The sequence below is a fragment of the Pseudomonas sp. ATCC PTA-122608 genome, assembly GCF_001952855.1.
Taxonomy (GTDB): Bacteria; Pseudomonadota; Gammaproteobacteria; order Pseudomonadales; family Pseudomonadaceae; genus Aquipseudomonas.
This window is the reverse complement of the sequence record NZ_LPNO01000005.1, coordinates 1-16,008: the sequence shown is the minus strand read 5'-3', so window position 1 is coordinate 16,008 and position 16,008 is coordinate 1. Positions and strand designations below refer to the sequence as shown.

At 59.7% G+C, this 16,008-nt stretch carries 15 protein-coding genes and 4 tRNA genes; 16 read left to right on the top strand and 3 right to left on the bottom strand.

Annotation, left to right across the window (positions count from 1 at the left end):
- Positions 1-7 precede the first annotated feature (7 nt).
- From ileS to ispH, 4 genes are all read left to right on the top strand, one after another.
- Positions 8-2,839 (top strand): isoleucine--tRNA ligase, encoded by a 2,832-nt coding sequence (gene ileS, locus AU074_RS06385; RefSeq protein ID WP_076014010.1) that lies wholly within the window; start codon positions 8-10, stop codon positions 2,837-2,839.
- Positions 2,832-3,341, top strand: a complete 510-nt coding sequence (lspA, locus tag AU074_RS06380; protein ID WP_076014009.1) for a signal peptidase II — start codon at positions 2,832-2,834, stop codon at positions 3,339-3,341. Before ileS ends, lspA begins: the two co-directional genes overlap by 8 nt.
- Positions 3,342-3,348: 7 nt before the next feature.
- Positions 3,349-3,786, top strand: a complete 438-nt coding sequence (gene fkpB / locus AU074_RS06375) for an FKBP-type peptidyl-prolyl cis-trans isomerase (RefSeq protein ID WP_003215879.1) — start codon at positions 3,349-3,351, stop codon at positions 3,784-3,786.
- A gap of 203 nt (positions 3,787-3,989) precedes the next feature.
- Positions 3,990-4,937 carry a 4-hydroxy-3-methylbut-2-enyl diphosphate reductase gene (gene ispH / locus AU074_RS06370; protein ID WP_048724209.1) on the top strand — a complete coding sequence of 316 codons (948 nt, stop codon included), beginning with the start codon at positions 3,990-3,992 and terminating at the stop codon, positions 4,935-4,937.
- Here the strand turns inward: ispH and AU074_RS06365 are convergent.
- Positions 4,891-5,472, bottom strand: a complete 582-nt coding sequence (locus AU074_RS06365; protein ID WP_076014008.1) for a GspH/FimT family pseudopilin — start codon at positions 5,470-5,472, stop codon at positions 4,891-4,893. The two genes, ispH and AU074_RS06365, sit on opposite strands and share 47 nt — an antisense overlap.
- A 219-nt stretch (positions 5,473-5,691) precedes the next feature.
- On the opposite strand from AU074_RS06365, the gene pilV reads away from it, so the two are divergent.
- The 5 genes from pilV (at position 5,692) to thiO (ending at position 8,990) form a co-directional block, all read left to right on the top strand.
- Positions 5,692-6,168 carry a type IV pilus modification protein PilV gene (gene pilV / locus AU074_RS06360; protein WP_076014122.1) on the top strand — a complete coding sequence of 159 codons (477 nt, stop codon included), beginning with the start codon at positions 5,692-5,694 and terminating at the stop codon, positions 6,166-6,168.
- Complete coding sequence (locus AU074_RS06355) at positions 6,165-6,872, top strand: PilW family protein (RefSeq protein ID WP_076014007.1); 708 nt, start codon at positions 6,165-6,167, stop codon at positions 6,870-6,872. The genes pilV and AU074_RS06355 overlap by 4 nt, the downstream gene beginning before the upstream one ends.
- A 7-nt stretch (positions 6,873-6,879) precedes the next feature.
- Positions 6,880-7,407, top strand: coding sequence for a PilX N-terminal domain-containing pilus assembly protein (locus AU074_RS06350; RefSeq protein ID WP_076014006.1), 528 nt, complete (start codon positions 6,880-6,882; stop codon positions 7,405-7,407).
- A gap of 9 nt (positions 7,408-7,416) precedes the next feature.
- Positions 7,417-7,818 carry a type IV pilin protein gene (locus tag AU074_RS06345; RefSeq protein WP_076014005.1) on the top strand — a complete coding sequence of 134 codons (402 nt, stop codon included), beginning with the start codon at positions 7,417-7,419 and terminating at the stop codon, positions 7,816-7,818.
- A gap of 62 nt (positions 7,819-7,880) precedes the next feature.
- Entirely contained in the window at positions 7,881-8,990 is a 1,110-nt protein-coding gene (gene thiO, locus AU074_RS06340; RefSeq protein ID WP_076014004.1) for a glycine oxidase ThiO, read from the top strand.
- Here the strand turns inward: thiO and AU074_RS06335 are convergent.
- A complete protein-coding gene (locus AU074_RS06335) occupies positions 8,977-9,210 on the bottom strand; it encodes a PP0621 family protein (protein ID WP_076014003.1) in 234 nt (77 codons plus the stop codon). The two genes, thiO and AU074_RS06335, sit on opposite strands and share 14 nt — an antisense overlap.
- 124 nt (positions 9,211-9,334) lie before the next feature.
- On the bottom strand, positions 9,335-10,360 hold the full coding sequence (locus AU074_RS06330; protein WP_076014002.1) for an outer membrane protein assembly factor BamD: 1,026 nt from the start codon (positions 10,358-10,360) through the stop codon (positions 9,335-9,337).
- A 149-nt stretch (positions 10,361-10,509) separates the two neighbouring features.
- Between AU074_RS06330 and rluD the strand changes: the two genes are divergently transcribed.
- From rluD to AU074_RS06295, 7 genes are all read left to right on the top strand, one after another.
- Positions 10,510-11,472: a 23S rRNA pseudouridine(1911/1915/1917) synthase RluD gene (rluD, locus tag AU074_RS06325; protein WP_003215899.1), complete on the top strand. Its 963-nt coding sequence runs from the start codon at positions 10,510-10,512 to the stop codon at positions 11,470-11,472.
- Positions 11,469-12,194, top strand: a complete 726-nt coding sequence (gene pgeF / locus AU074_RS06320) for a peptidoglycan editing factor PgeF (RefSeq protein WP_076014001.1) — start codon at positions 11,469-11,471, stop codon at positions 12,192-12,194. Before rluD ends, pgeF begins: the two co-directional genes overlap by 4 nt.
- A gap of 131 nt (positions 12,195-12,325) precedes the next feature.
- Entirely contained in the window at positions 12,326-14,890 is a 2,565-nt protein-coding gene (gene clpB, locus AU074_RS06315) for an ATP-dependent chaperone ClpB (protein WP_076014000.1), read from the top strand.
- A gap of 300 nt (positions 14,891-15,190) precedes the next feature.
- Positions 15,191-15,266, top strand: a tRNA-Asn gene (locus tag AU074_RS06310).
- 10 nt (positions 15,267-15,276) lie between these two features.
- Positions 15,277-15,353: transfer RNA gene (locus AU074_RS06305), tRNA-Pro, on the top strand.
- A gap of 5 nt (positions 15,354-15,358) precedes the next feature.
- Positions 15,359-15,434: transfer RNA gene (locus AU074_RS06300), tRNA-Lys, on the top strand.
- A 94-nt stretch (positions 15,435-15,528) separates the two neighbouring features.
- A tRNA-Pro gene (locus AU074_RS06295) sits at positions 15,529-15,605 on the top strand.
- The last annotated feature ends 403 nt before the right edge of the window (positions 15,606-16,008 follow it).

Here is a 16,008-nt window from a genome sequence, read left to right as displayed (position 1 = left end):
GCCTTAAATGACCGACTATAAAGCCACGCTAAACCTTCCGGACACCGCCTTCCCAATGAAGGCCGGCCTGCCACAGCGCGAACCGCAGATCCTGCAGCGCTGGGACAGTATTGGCCTGTACGGAAAGTTGCGCGAGATTGGCAAGGATCGTCCGAAATTCGTCCTGCACGACGGCCCTCCTTATGCCAACGGCACGATTCACATCGGTCACGCACTGAACAAGATTCTCAAAGACATGATCATCCGCTCGAAAACCCTTTCGGGTTTCGACGCGCCTTATGTCCCGGGCTGGGACTGCCACGGCCTGCCGATCGAACACAAAGTCGAAGTGACCTACGGCAAGAACCTGGGCGCGGATAAAACCCGCGAACTGTGCCGTGCCTACGCCACCGAGCAGATCGAAGGGCAGAAGTCCGAATTCATCCGCCTGGGTGTATTGGGCGACTGGGCCAACCCTTACAAGACCATGGACTTCAAGAACGAGGCCGGTGAAATCCGCGCCTTGGCCGAAATCGTCAAGGGCGGTTTCGTGTTCAAGGGCCTCAAGCCCGTGAACTGGTGCTTCGATTGCGGCTCGGCCCTGGCTGAAGCAGAAGTCGAGTACGAAGACAAAAAGTCCTCGACCATCGACGTCGCCTTCCCGATCGCCGACGAAGCCAAACTGGCTGAAGCCTTCGGTCTCGCGAGCCTGGCCAAGCCAGCCTCCATCGTGATCTGGACCACCACCCCGTGGACCATCCCGGCCAACCAGGCGCTGAACGTGCACCCGGAATTCACCTACGCCCTGGTGGACGTCGGTGACAAGCTGCTGGTGCTGGCTGAAGAGCTGGTCGAGGCGTGCCTTGCCCGCTACAACCTGCAAGGCTCGGTAATCGCGACCACCACCGGCTCCGCGCTGGAGCTGATCAACTTCCGTCACCCGTTCTACGACCGCCTGTCGCCAATCTACCTGGCCGAGTACGTTGAACTGGGCGCCGGCACCGGCGTGGTTCACTGCTCGCCTGCCTATGGTGTAGACGACTTCGTGATCTGCAAGCAGTACGGCCTGGTCAACGACGACATCATCAACCCAGTGCAAAGCAACGGCGTGTACGCGCCGTCCCTGGAATTCTTCGGTGGCCAGTTCATCTTCAAGGCCAACCCGGCGATCGTCGACAAGCTGGCTGAAGTCGGTGCGCTGCTGCACACCGAAACCATCACCCACAGCTACATGCACTGCTGGCGTCACAAGACCCCGCTGATCTACCGCGCCACCGCGCAGTGGTTTATCGGCATGGACAAAGAGCCGACCAGCGGCGACACCCTGCGTAACCGCGCGATCAAGGCGATCGAAGACACCAAGTTCGTTCCGGCCTGGGGTCAGGCGCGCCTGCACTCGATGATCGCCAACCGTCCGGACTGGTGCATCTCCCGCCAGCGCAACTGGGGCGTACCGATCCCGTTCTTCCTGAACAAGGAAAGCGGCGAGCTGCACCCACGTACCGTCGAACTGATGGAAGTGGTTGCCCAGCGTGTTGAGCAAGAAGGCATCGAAGCCTGGTTCAAGCTGGACGCCGCCGAGCTGCTGGGCGAAGAAGCGCCGCTGTACGACAAGATCAGCGACACCCTGGACGTCTGGTTCGACTCCGGTACCACTCACTGGCATGTATTGCGCGGTTCGCACCCGATGGGTCACGAGACTGGCCCGCGTGCCGATCTGTACCTGGAAGGTTCCGACCAACACCGTGGCTGGTTCCACTCCTCGTTGCTGACCGGCTGCGCGATCGACGATCACGCCCCGTACCGCGAGCTGCTGACCCACGGCTTCACTGTCGACGAGAACGGTCGCAAGATGTCCAAGTCCCTGGGCAACGTGATCGCGCCGCAAAAGGTCAACGACACCCTGGGCGCGGACATCATGCGCCTGTGGGTTGCCTCTACCGATTATTCGGGCGAGATGGCCGTGTCCGAGCAGATCCTGCAGCGCAGTGCCGATGCCTACCGCCGGATCCGTAATACCGCACGCTTCATGCTATCGAACCTGACCGGTTTCAACCCCGCCACCGACATCCTGCCGGCCGAGGAAATGCTCGCCCTGGACCGTTGGGCCGTGGACCGTACCCTGTTGCTGCAGCGCGAGCTGCAAGAGCACTACGGTGAATACCGCTTCTGGAACGTCTATTCGAAGATCCACAACTTCTGCGTGCAGGAGCTGGGTGGTTTCTACCTCGACATCATCAAGGACCGCCAGTACACCACCGGTGCCAACAGCAAGGCCCGCCGTTCGGCGCAGACCGCGCTGTACCATATCTCTGAAGCGCTGGTGCGCTGGATCGCCCCGATCCTGGCTTTCACCGCCGACGAGTTCTGGGAATACCTGCCGGGCGAGCGTAACGAGTCCGTCATGCTCAACACCTGGTACGAAGGCCTGACCGAATTGCCGGCCGACTTCGAGCTGGGCCGCGAGTACTGGGAAGGCGTGATGGCCGTCAAGGTTGCCGTGAACAAGGAACTGGAAGTGCAGCGCGCGGCGAAGGCCGTTGGCGGCAACTTGCAGGCCGAAGTCACGCTGTTTGCCGAGGAAGGCCTGACCGCTGACCTGGCGAAGCTGAGCAACGAACTGCGCTTCGTCTTGATCACCTCGACCGCCAGCCTGGCGCCGTTTGCCCAGGCACCTGCGGATGCCGTCGCGACCGAAGTCCCGGGCCTCAAGCTCAAAGTGGTCAAGTCGTCCTTCGCCAAGTGCGCCCGTTGCTGGCACTGCCGTGAAGATGTCGGCGTGAACCCTGAGCATCCGGAAATCTGCGGTCGTTGCGTCGACAACATCTCTGGCGCTGGCGAGGTCCGTCACTATGCCTGAAGCCAGTCGTTTTGGACGCCTGGGCTTGCTCGTATTGAGCGTGCTGGTGCTGGTCATTGACCAGCTCAGCAAGGCTCACTTCGAAGGCGCCCTGGAGATGTACCAGCAGATCGTGGTGATTCCCGACTACTTCAGCTGGACCCTGGCCTATAACACCGGTGCTGCGTTCAGCTTCCTGGCTGACAGCTCCGGCTGGCAGCGCTGGCTGTTTGCCCTGATCGCCGTGGTGGTCAGTGCCGTGCTGGTGGTCTGGCTCAAACGCCTGGGGCGCGATGACACCTGGCTGGCCGTGGCACTTGCCCTGGTGCTCGGTGGTGCATTGGGCAACTTGTACGACCGCATTGCCCTGGGCCATGTGATCGACTTTATTCTGGTGCATTGGCAGAACCGCTGGTACTTCCCGGCGTTCAACTTTGCCGACAGCGCCATCACCGTCGGTGCAATCATGCTGGCGTTGGATATGTTCAAAAGTAAGAAAACCGGAGAGACCGTTCATGACTGAACAGGTATTGGCTGAGCAACGCATCGGCCAGAACACGGAAGTCACCTTGCATTTCGCATTGCGCCTGGAGAATGGCGACACGGTCGACAGCACGTTCGACAAGGCCCCGGCGACCTTTAAGGTCGGCGACGGCAACCTGCTGCCGGGTTTCGAAGCGGCACTGTTCGGCTTCAAGGCCGGCGACAAGCGCAACCTGCAGATCCTGCCGGAAAACGCCTTTGGCCAGCCCAACCCGCAAAACGTACAGATCATCCCGCGTTCGCAGTTCCAGGACATGGAACTGTCGGAAGGCTTGCTGGTGATCTTCAATGATGCGGCGAACACCGAACTGCCGGGTGTGGTGAAAGCTTTTGATGACGCGCAAGTGACCATCGACTTCAACCACCCGTTGGCCGGGAAAACCTTGACCTTTGATGTCGAAATCATCGACGTTAAAGCGCTGTAACTAACGAAATCGGCCTACTGTAGGAGCGAGCTTGTTGTGGCGAGGGAGCTTGCTCCCGTTGGAGTGCGTAGCACTCCCAAACTGTTCATCGAGATACACCTGATGTGTCTCGATTGCCCAGGTTGGGGCTGCTTCGCAGCCCAGCGGGAGCAAGCTCCCTCGCCACACAAGCTCGCTCCTCAGGGCAAGACACGAGGCACAGCATGCAAATCAAACTCGCCAACCCCCGTGGCTTCTGCGCCGGCGTGGACCGGGCGATTGAAATCGTCAACCGCGCCCTGGAAGTCTTCGGGCCGCCGATTTACGTGCGCCATGAAGTCGTCCACAACAAATTCGTGGTCGAAGACCTGCGCAGCCGCGGGGCCATCTTCGTTGAAGAACTTGACCAGGTGCCGGACGACGTTATCGTTATCTTCAGCGCCCACGGCGTTTCCCAGGCCGTGCGCACTGAAGCAGCAGGCCGTGGCCTGAAAGTGTTCGACGCCACCTGCCCGCTGGTGACCAAGGTGCACATCGAGGTCGCGCGCTACAGCCGTGATGGTCGTGAATGCATCCTGATTGGCCACGCCGGTCACCCGGAAGTCGAAGGCACCATGGGCCAGTACGACGCCAGCAATGGCGGCGCGATCTACCTGGTAGAAGACGAAAAAGACGTCGCCGCGTTGCAGGTGCACAACCCTGAAAAGCTGGCCTTCGTTACCCAGACCACCCTGTCCATGGACGACACCAGCCGCGTCATCGATGCGTTGCGTACGCGCTTCCCCGCGATTGGCGGGCCACGCAAGGACGACATCTGCTACGCCACGCAAAACCGTCAGGATGCGGTCAAGCAATTGGCCGACGAATGCGACGTGGTGCTGGTGGTGGGTAGCCCTAACAGCTCCAACTCCAACCGTTTGCGTGAACTGGCCGAGCGCATGGCCACTCCGGCCTATTTGATCGATGGTGCCGAAGACATGCAGCGCAGCTGGTTCGATGGCGTCGAGCGCATCGGCATCACGGCGGGTGCCTCGGCCCCGGAAGTGCTGGTTCGCGGCGTTATTCAGCAACTGCAGGCCTGGGGCGCCACAGGCGCTGATGAGCTGGCGGGCCGTGAAGAGAACATCACTTTCTCCATGCCCAAGGAGCTGCGGGTTCGCTCGCTGCTCTGAGTCCCAAGGTGCCGGCATAGCCCCGGCACAGCGCCTGCTCGGTTTTGTTACTGCGCAGGCTAATGCGCCCGCTGGCGGCCAGCACTACTTGATACAGGCTCAGTTGCTGGTCCGTCGCGCACACGTGAACGGTGCCGGCGCTGAAAGCCCCTGCTGACAGCAGCGGTTCGCCCAAGCCGCTGAAGCGTATCTGGGTTCGCACTGGCGTATTGCCCACAATGGGTATCTGGCCACTGTCCTGGCGCTCCAGCAGCACCGGGTTTTTGTCGTCCAGATGGCCGCGGCCGTTCAGGTCCAGTACCACCCTCCATCCCCGGCTCCAGTCATCCTCCAGTGCATGGATAACCACCGTGCGATTACGCGCGATGGCTTCCGTGCGGGCGTAACGCACCCCGCCGGCGAGTGATTCTGCGGCGCTCTGGCGACGTTGCGATTCAAGCAGCCCCTTGAGACTCGGCACTGCCAGATTGGCCAGGATGCCGCTCAGGAACAGACCCAGAACTAGCTCAATCAGAGAGAAACCTCGTTGTTTCATGTGCCGTCCCTCCGTGGACGCGGTGTGCTTTTTCAGTGGATGCCGAATGGCAGACTTAGTTATAGCGGCCAGTCCGGCGTGGCGAATGATGGCCATCCTGTCCAAAGTATTTCGCTTTGTTCCGGGGTGCAGCGCTCAGGCAAGACCGGCGCTAGTCTTGCATCGCACGGCAGATTTTCCGCTGCTTTTTGATGACCTTCGACATGGATGACGATGGTAATGATCGCTTTCCCCGTAACGAATCACCCTCAATTGACCCAGGCCGGGATGACCCTGATCGAGGTCCTGGTATCTGTGTTGATCCTCGCCGTCGGCCTGCTGGGGGCTGCGGTGATTCAGCTCAATGCCTTGAAGTACACCGACAGTTCCAGGATGACCAGCCAGGCCAGTTTTATTGCGTACGACATGCTTGACCGCATCCGCGCCAACTCGGGCGCTGATTACTCATGGGGGCAGAGCGAGCGCGCGCCCTCCAGCACTTCGGTCGCGAGTGTCCGTGATCTGGACCTGCACGATTTCGAAGCCAACATCGCGGGATTTGCGGGGGAGAGCGCCAAGGGTTCGGTTGCGGTCAATCAGCGAGAGGTGACCATCAGCATCAGTTGGGATGACTCCCGTGGGGCGAAGGCTCAAGGCGCCCGGGAAACGTTCACCCTGACCAGCCGGGTTGCTGTTGACCCGAGGGGGTTGCCATGAGCGGCCCCGCTCGCGGTTTTAGCCTGGTGGAGCTGTTGCTGGCGTTGGCGCTAGGATTGTTGTTGATCATGGGTGTGACCCAGATCGCGCTCAGCTCCCGAGCCACCCGTGACAACCAAAGTGCAGCTTCGCTGTTGCAGGATGATGCACGGTTCGTCTTGGGCAAGCTGGTTCAGGAAATACGCCAGGCAGGCATGTTTGGTTGCCTGTCCACTGCATCAATCAGCAACGCTCCCGCAGGGTTCGACCGCCCCATCGGCTGGAGTGCCACCGGCAACTCCCGGTCGCTGACGCTGGTAACTGCTGACGTCGGAGAGGGTGGCAGCAAGCCTGACTGGACAGTGCTTTCCGATTGCACCGGATCTGCCTACGCCTACGCGGGAAGCCCACCGACACCAGCGCCCGGGCAGATCCACTTTCCATTGCGCAAGCTGACCTACACCTTCGAGGGCGGGCAGTTAAAGCTCAGCACGTTGGCAGCCCCGAGCAAGGCAGTGCTGGTGGATAACGTGGGGGCTTTTGATATCAGTTTCGGGGTGGCCGGGAAGGCGGGCTCAACGATTGTCACCCGATACGACCCCAACCCCGGTGATGAGTCGCTGATACGCAGCGTGCGGATTCTGCTGACGCTTCAGGATCCAAATGGGCGAGTGAAAGACCAGACCTACAGCGTTGTGGCGGCGCTACGTAATCGTCTGGAGTAGCTTGCCCATGGGTTATTACCGCTCTCGTTCGAGGCAGGCCGGTATGGTTTTGCTGATCAGCCTGGTATTCCTGCTGTTGTTGGCGCTCCTCGGGTTGTCTTCGATGCAGGGGGCAATCTCGCAAGAAAAAATGACCGGCAGCGTTCGGCAGCGCAACCAGTCGTTTCAGCTGGCTGAAAGCGGCCTCAGGCTTGGAGAGTCTGTGGTGCAGGCACCTGGTTTTGGCTTGCGTCCTTGTCAATCGACTGTTGCGTGTGCGCCACCTCCCGAGTCGGTTTCGGTAGTAGGGCCTGGGACGAACCCTGTGTCGGCTGTCACTTGGGTGGGGATGAAAGATGGCGTCTACGGTATTCAGAATCTTGGGCCGGGAATGGGCTTGGCTCACCTTCCGGCAGAGACCCAAGCCACCCTCTATCGAGTGACTTCGGTGGGAATCAGCGGTCATTCGCGTTCCGTCCTGGAGACGGTGTATGCGCGCGTGGGCAGCGGCGCCGGTGAGCGTTTTCGACGAATCATGTGGCGACAACTTCAATAGGTAAGCGGGATGAGCAAGGATTGCACTGGTTTCACCCTGATCGAATTATTGATCGCCGTGGCGATCATCGGCCTTCTGGTTGGCGTCGCCTATCCCGGCTATACGAACCATATGAAAAAGGTCTATCGCGCCGAAATTGCCGGGTTGCTGACCGAGCAAGCTCAGCACCTGGAGCGTTATTACGCGAGGAACGGCACTTTTATTGATGCGACTGGCGTCATCGCCGGCAATGATCGCTATAGAATCACCCCTGCATTGAACCCTCAGGATTTCGTTCTGCTTGCCACGCCCGCAGCTGATTCGGTGATGGCGAGCGATCCCTGTGCAGCCTTCAGCCTGACCAGTGCCGGTGCGCGAAGCAATCCGGGCGCCGTGCCTGACATGACGCGCAAGGCGTGCTGGGGGCAATGATGAGGAAGCTGGACGATTGGGCGCCGGGCGTGCCTTTTTCTTTTTATCGGCTGGATCGAACAATGGCTAAGCAACAGCAAGTAGTGGTTGTGGGTGGCGGGGTAATTGGCTTGTTGACGGCGTTCAACCTGGCGACCCAGGGGCAGACGGTGGTGTTGCTGGATCGCTCGGCGGTCGGGCAGGAGTCTTCCTGGGCTGGTGGCGGCATTGTTTCCCCGCTGTACCCATGGCGCTATAGCCCGGCGGTGACGGCACTGGCGCACTGGTCCCAGGATTTTTACCCGCAACTGGCAGAGCGTTTGTTCGCCGCTACAGGCGTTGACCCGGAAGTTCACACCACGGGCCTGTATTGGCTGGACCTTGACGATGAGGCCGAGGCGCTTGCCTGGGCGGCGCGCGAAGGGCGCCCGCTGAGCAAGGTGGATGTTTCAGCGGCCCATGACGCTGTGCCGGTGCTGGGTGCCGGGTTTTCCCAGGCGATCTATATGGCGGATGTGGCCAATGTGCGTAATCCGCGGTTGGTCAAATCCCTCAAGGCAGCCTTGTTGGCCCTGCCGGGCGTGACGATTCACGAGCAGTGCGCGGTTGAAGGGTTTATTCAGGAGGGCGGCAAGGTTGTCGGGGTGAATACAGCTCTTGGGCCGATCCGTGGCGATCAGGTAGTGCTCGCTGCCGGGGCCTGGAGCGGTGAGTTGCTGGGTAGCCTGGGGCTGGCATTGCCTGTTGAGCCGGTCAAGGGGCAGATGATCTTGTACAAATGCGCGTCGGACTTCCTATCGTGCATGGTCCTGGCCAAGGGGCGTTATGCGATTCCGCGGCGAGACGGTCACATCCTGATCGGCAGTACGCTGGAGCATGAGGGGTTCGACAAGACGCCCACCGATTCCGCCCTGGAAAGCCTGAAAGCCTCTGCCGTCGAGTTGATTCCGGCCCTCGCCGATGCCGAGGTGGTGGGGCATTGGGCCGGCTTGCGGCCAGGATCGCCGGAAGGCATTCCCTATATCGGCAAGGTGCCAGGGTTTGACGGGCTATGGCTCAATTGCGGGCATTACCGCAATGGCCTGGTGCTGGCGCCGGCGTCCTGTCAGTTGTTTGCCGATTTGTTGCTGGAGCATAAGCCGATCATTGATCCGACGCCCTACGCGCCGGCAGGCCGGATCAACGCTGGATAGCCTTCGGACCCTGCTCCAGATGCGCCTGGGTGCAATACCACTCCTGGCGCAGGCTCAAGGCTCGATCCTGCGGCAGATGAAGGCCGCAGTGAGCGCAACGAACCATCTGGATCGTGCCTTGCTCGCTGGGCCGCTGCTGTTTGGCGGCCGGGCTTTTGAATTTGCGCCAAATCCATACCGCGGCAGCAATAACGGCAATCCAGAACAGTAGACGAACCATGGTGGGCAGCTTCTCGACAAGTAATGCGCCAGTTTAGCCAAGGACGTGATGGGCGCACAGCGCAATTATGCAGCGCAATAAAAAAGGGAGCTCAAGAGCTCCCTTTTTGCATCGCGGCGAACAATCAGTCAAAGACACCGAAGGTCATGTAGCTGAACCACGAGCGATCTTCGTTGTTGCCCAGGGCTTGAGGCCCTTGCTCTTCGATGATGTCGCCGTTTTCGTCACGCGGCTTGAGGTCCGACGGGATCGAATCCTTGGCGTCCTGGTATTGCTTGATGATGTCCTGGTTGGCGCGGGTTTCACCCGGCGGCAGCGGTGGACGGGACTCGATCAGGCCCAGGGTGTATTTGCTCAACCACGAACGGTTGTCGGCTTCGGCAACCTGCGGTACGAACTGGCCGTCCTTCAGGCTTGGGTGGTCCGGGTAGTTGAGCTTCAGGGTTTCCAGGCTGGTGGCCGCCAGGGCGTCCAGGTGCAGGCGCTGGTAAGCCTCGGTCATCACGGCCAGGCCGTCACCCACGGATGGGGTTTCCTGGAAGTTTTCCACTACATAGCGGCCACGGTTCGCGGCAGCAACGTACGCCTGACGGGTCAGGTAGTAGTGGGCTACGTGGATCTCGTAGGAGGCCAGCAGGTTGCGCAGGTAGATCATGCGCTGCTTGGCGTCCGGCGCGTAGCGGCTGTTCGGGTAGCGACTGGTCAGCTGGGCGAACTCGTTGTAGGAGTCGCGGGCAGCACCCGGGTCACGCTGGGTCATGTCCAGCGGCAGGAAGCGCGCCAGCAGGCCAACGTCCTGGTCAAACGAGGTCAGGCCCTTGAGGTAGTAGGCGTAGTCCACGTTCGGATGTTGTGGGTGCAGGCGAATAAAACGCTCGGCGGCGGACTTGGCAGCTTCCGGCTCGGCGTTCTTGTAGTTGGCGTAGATCAGCTCGAGCTGGGCCTGGTCGGCGTAGCGCCCGAACGGATACCGCGACTCCAGTGCCTTCAGCTTTGCCGTGGCGCTGGTGTAGCTGTGGTTGTTCAGGTCGGTCTGAGCTTGTTGGTACAGCTCGACCTCGCTCAGGTTTTCGTCGACGACTTCCTTTGTTGACGAGCAAGCAGCAGTCATGGCGAGGATGGCGATCAGCAGCAGGTGTTTCACTTGCATGGCGGCTTGCGTCCCTATGACGGCCGCTGTCTTGGGCGGGGCCGTCCTGTTATGATGAGCGCCCCTTGGAAAGCCTCGGGGCAAAAGACGCCGTATTTAACCACAAGCGCGCAGCCGAAACCAAAGGCTGTGCCACGCCTAGTCTGAGCATGTCCGATAAAATTGAACTTCGCGCAGAGGTGCCGTCCGAATTGGGCGGCCAACGCCTCGATCAAGTCGCCGCACAATTATTCGCTGAGCACTCGCGCTCGCGCCTTTCCGCCTGGATCAAAGACGGCCGCCTGACTGTGGATGGAGCGGTTATCCGCCCGCGAGACATAGTTCATGGTGGTGCGATTCTTGAGCTGACTGCCGAGCAGGAAGCCCAGGGAGAATGGATCGCCCAGGACATTGAACTGGACATCGTCTATGAAGACGACGACATCCTGGTGATCAATAAACCCGCAGGCCTGGTGGTTCACCCGGCTGCCGGGCACGCTGATGGCACCCTGCTCAATGCCTTGCTGCACCACGTGCCGGACATCATCAATGTTCCGCGCTGCGGCATCGTGCACCGTCTGGACAAGGACACCACCGGCCTTATGGTGGTGGCCAAGACCATTCAGGCGCAGACGCAGCTGGTCACACAACTGCAGAGCCGCAGCGTCAGCCGCATCTATGAATGCATCGTGATCGGCGTGGTAACCGCAGGTGGCAAAATCAATGCCCCGATCGGTCGCCACGGCCAGCAGCGCCAGCGCATGGCGGTAATGGAAGGTGGCAAACAAGCTGTCAGCCACTACCGCGTGCTCGAGCGTTTCCGCTCCCACACCCACGTGCGGGTCAAGCTGGAAACCGGTCGTACCCACCAGATTCGGGTGCACATGGCGCACATCAACTTCCCGTTGGTCGGAGATCCGGCCTACGGTGGCCGCTTCCGTATTCCGCCGGCGGCCAGTGCAACCATGGTTGATTCGTTGAAAACCTTCCCGCGCCAGGCACTGCATGCACGCTTCCTGGAACTGGATCATCCGACGAGCGGTAAGCGGATGAGCTGGGAATCGCCACTTCCAGACGATTTTGTCTGGTTGTTGTCGCTGCTCAAGCAGGATCGCGAGGCGTTCATCGGATGAGTGACTGGCTGATTCCTGACTGGCCTGCGCCGGCCGGGGTGAAAGCCTGCGTTACCACCCGTGCGGGCGGCGTCAGTCTGGCGCCGTTCGACAGCCTCAATCTCGGCGATCACGTTGAGGATAGCCTCGAAGCCGTCCTCGAAAATCGTCGTCGCCTCACCGATGCCCTCAATATTCAGCCAGCCTGGCTGCGTCAGGTTCACGGTGTGGTTGTGGTTGAGGCGGACCCCGGTCGTACTGCCGAGGCAGATGGCAGTTGGACCAGCACCCCAGGCGTCGCCTGCACATCGATGACGGCTGACTGCTTGCCTGCCTTGTTTTGCAATCGCGCCGGCACCCGCGTCGCTGCTGCCCATGCCGGTTGGCGTGGCCTGGCTGCGGGAGTTCTGGAAGCCGCTTTCGAAAGCCTGGATGCCGAACCTGGCGAAGTGCTGGTTTGGCTGGGCCCGGCCATCGGCCCGCAAGCCTTCGAAGTGGGGCCGGAAGTGCGTGAAGCCTTTATGCAGCAACTTCCGGAAACGATTGAGGCGTTCGTCCCCAGTCAGAACCCGGGCAAGTTCATGGCGGACATTTACCAACTGGCCCGCCTGCGGCTCGCAGCCCGCGGCGTCACGGCTGTGTACGGTGGCGGCTTGTGTACCGTGACCGATCCCCGCTTCTATTCCTACCGTCGCAGCCCGCGCACCGGTCGGTTTGCCTCCCTTATCTGGCTTGAACGCTAGACTCTCCTGACCTGCGTCAACTATTGGCAGCTTGAATCTCCCAGAATCGACCACATCTATAGGGGTATCTGGCAGGTTTCTTCATTCAGGATGTGTTTATAGCTCCGGCCTGCTCAAAAGGAAGGTGACTAATGCGTATTGATCGTTTAACCAGCAAATTGCAGTTGGCATTATCTGATTCTCAATCCCTGGCGGTTGGCCTTGACCATCCGGCCATCGAGCCTGCGCACTTGATGCAAGCGCTCCTGGAGCAACAAGGCGGTTCCATCAAGCCGTTGCTGATGCAGGTGGGCTTCGACGTCAACAGCCTGCGCAAGGAGTTGAGCAAAGAGCTCGACCAACTGCCGAAAATCCAAAATCCTACCGGCGACGTGAACATGTCCCAGGACTTAGCGCGCTTGTTGAATCAGGCAGACCGCCTGGCCCAGCAGAAGGGTGACCAGTTCATCTCCAGCGAACTGGTGCTGCTCGCCGCCATGGACGACAACAGCAAACTTGGCAAATTGTTGCTGGGCCAGGGCGTGAGCAAAAAAGCCCTGGAAAATGCCATCAACAACCTGCGTGGCGGCGAAGCGGTAAATGATCCTAACCACGAGGAGTCGCGCCAAGCCCTGGACAAATACACCGTCGACCTGACCAAGCGCGCCGAAGAAGGCAAGCTCGATCCGGTGATCGGTCGTGACGATGAGATTCGTCGCACCATCCAGGTCCTGCAGCGTCGCACCAAGAACAACCCGGTGCTGATCGGCGAACCTGGCGTGGGTAAAACTGCGATTGCCGAAGGCCTGGCCCAGCGCATCATTAATGGCGAAGTGCCGGACGGCCTTAAAGGCAAGCGCCTGCTGTCCCTGGACATGGGGTCGCTGATTGCCGGCGCCAAGTTCCGCGGCGAGTTCGAAGAGCGCCTGAAGTCCCTGCTGAATGAACTGTCGAAGCAGGAAGGGCAGATCATTCTGTTTATCGACGAACTGCATACCATGGTCGGCGCCGGTAAAGGCGAAGGTTCGATGGATGCGGGCAACATGCTCAAGCCAGCCCTGGCGCGTGGTGAGTTGCATTGCGTCGGTGCAACCACGCTGAACGAATATCGCCAGTACATCGAGAAGGATGCGGCCCTTGAGCGTCGCTTCCAGAAAGTACTGGTGGAAGAACCGAGCGAAGAAGACACCATCGCGATCCTGCGGGGCCTGAAAGAGCGGTATGAGGTCCACCATAAAGTCGCGATCACCGACGGCGCGATCATTGCGGCGGCGAAGTTGAGCCATCGCTACATCACTGACCGTCAGTTGCCGGACAAGGCCATCGACCTGATCGACGAAGCGGCCAGCCGTATTCGGATGGAGATCGATTCGAAGCCTGAAGTGCTGGACCGTCTGGATCGGCGCCTGATTCAGCTGAAAGTTGAATCTCAGGCCCTGAAGAAAGAAGAGGACGAGCCGGCGAAGAAACGCCTGGAAAAACTCCAGGAAGAAATTGTTCGCCTTGAGCGCGAGTATTCGGACCTCGAAGAAATCTGGACCTCGGAAAAAGCCGAAGTGCAGGGTTCTGCGCAGATCCAGCAAAAGATCGAACAGTCCCGCCAGGAGCTGGAAGCAGCGCGCCGTAAAGGCGACCTGAACCGCATGGCCGAGTTGCAGTACGGGGTGATCCCGGACCTGGAGCGCAGCCTGCAGATGGTCGACCAGCACGGCAAGCCTGAGAACCAGTTGCTGCGCAGCAAGGTGACCGAGGAAGAAATCGCCGAAGTTGTCTCGAAGTGGACCGGTATTCCTGTGTCGAAAATGCTCGAAGGCGAGCGCGACAAGCTGCTGAAGATGGAAAGCCTGTTGCACCAGCGCGTTATCGGCCAGGACGAGGCAGTGATCGCGGTATCCAACGCGGTGCGGCGTTCCCGGGCCGGGTTGTCCGACCCGAACCGTCCGAGCGGCTCGTTCATGTTCCTCGGCCCGACCGGCGTGGGTAAGACCGAGCTGTGCAAGGCTTTGGCCGAGTTCCTCTTTGATACCGAAGAGGCCATGGTGCGGATCGATATGTCCGAGTTCATGGAGAAACATTCCGTGGCTCGCCTGATCGGGGCGCCACCTGGCTATGTAGGGTACGAGGAGGGCGGTTACCTGACCGAGGCCGTACGGCGCAAGCCTTACTCGGTGATCCTTCTGGACGAGGTCGAGAAGGCCCACCCGGATGTGTTCAACGTGTTGCTGCAAGTGCTGGAAGATGGCCGCCTGACGGACAGTCACGGACGTACCGTGGATTTCCGCAATACGGTGATCGTGATGACCTCCAACCTGGGTTCGGTACAGATCCAGGAACTGGTGGGTGATCGTGAAGCCCAGCGCGCAGCCGTGATGGACGCGCTGACCAGCCACTTCCGGCCGGAGTTCATCAACCGGGTCGATGAAGTAGTGATCTTCGAGCCTCTGGCACGAGATCAGATCGCGGGCATCACCGAGATCCAGTTGGGCCGCCTGCGTAGCCGTCTGGCGGAACGTGAGTTGTCCCTGGACCTGAGCCGCGAGGCGTTGGACAAGCTGATCGCTGTCGGTTACGACCCGGTGTATGGCGCACGGCCGTTGAAGCGTGCGATCCAGCGCTGGATCGAGAACCCGTTGGCACAGTTGATCCTGTCGGGCAGCTTTATGCCGGGCACCAGCGTCGAGGCGACGGTGGAGAACGACGAAATCGTCTTCCACTAAGCTCGAGTGGTACTGCTATAAGAAGAGGCCCCGCATTGCGGGGCCTTTTTTTTCGATAGGGCGTTGAACTGTAAGGCAAAGGCTTGTAAAGTGCGCCCCGCAGCAACGTCAGCCCAACGGTTTCTTCTCCCCAAGGAGAAATCAGAAAGAAGCGCAAATCATTGTCTTAAAAGCAATTTAAAGGGTTGACAGGGGTTTTTAAGATTGTAGAATAGCGCGCCTCAGAGACACTAACGTAGCGATACGGAAGCATCGAAGAGAAGGTAACAAGCAACAACGTAACACTTTGAAATATGTAGTTCCGTGATAGCTCAGTCGGTAGAGCAAATGACTGTTAATCATTGGGTCCCAGGTTCGAGTCCTGGTCACGGAGCCAATTTCAAAACCGGGGTATAGCGCAGTCCGGTAGCGCGCCTGCTTTGGGAGCAGGATGTCAGGAGTTCGAATCCCCTTACCCCGACCATATTTGGGTCGTTAGCTCAGTTGGTAGAGCAGTTGGCTTTTAACCAATTGGTCGTAGGTTCGAATCCCACACGACCCACCATTTTTGAGACCAGTTAACGCTGGAATCGAATCTTAAGATCAGAGGCCAAAAGCGCTGATCGAAGAAGGCGACTGAGAGGTCGCCTTTTTTTTACCGGGGTATAGCGCAGTCCGGTAGCGCGCCTGCTTTGGGAGCAGGATGTCAGGAGTTCGAATCCCCTTACCCCGACCATATTAAAAATCCTCGTATCGGAAGATACGGGGATTTTTTTTGTGCGCGGAATCCTGGCCACACCACAAAACAAATGTGGGAGCGGGCTTGCTCGCGAAAGCGGTGTGTCAGTCAGTACATCTGGCACTGAACCACCGCTTTCGCGAGCAAGCCCGCTTGTATGGTTAGACTTGTAGGGGTGGTGGGACTAAAAGCCAGCATCTGACTCTAGCCAGTACAGACCGTGGGAGACTTCGCCCCACCCCTTCACCAAAGCGCCGATAAGGAATGCATCGGCCATGACCGACGATAGAAGCAAGCCAGCGCAACGGTGAAGCCCCGACAAGCCCATAAACCCTAACCCGGAGCGTTTTTCATGGCAATGACTGTCTTGCAATCAATCATCGGCGTGGATGTCGCTAAG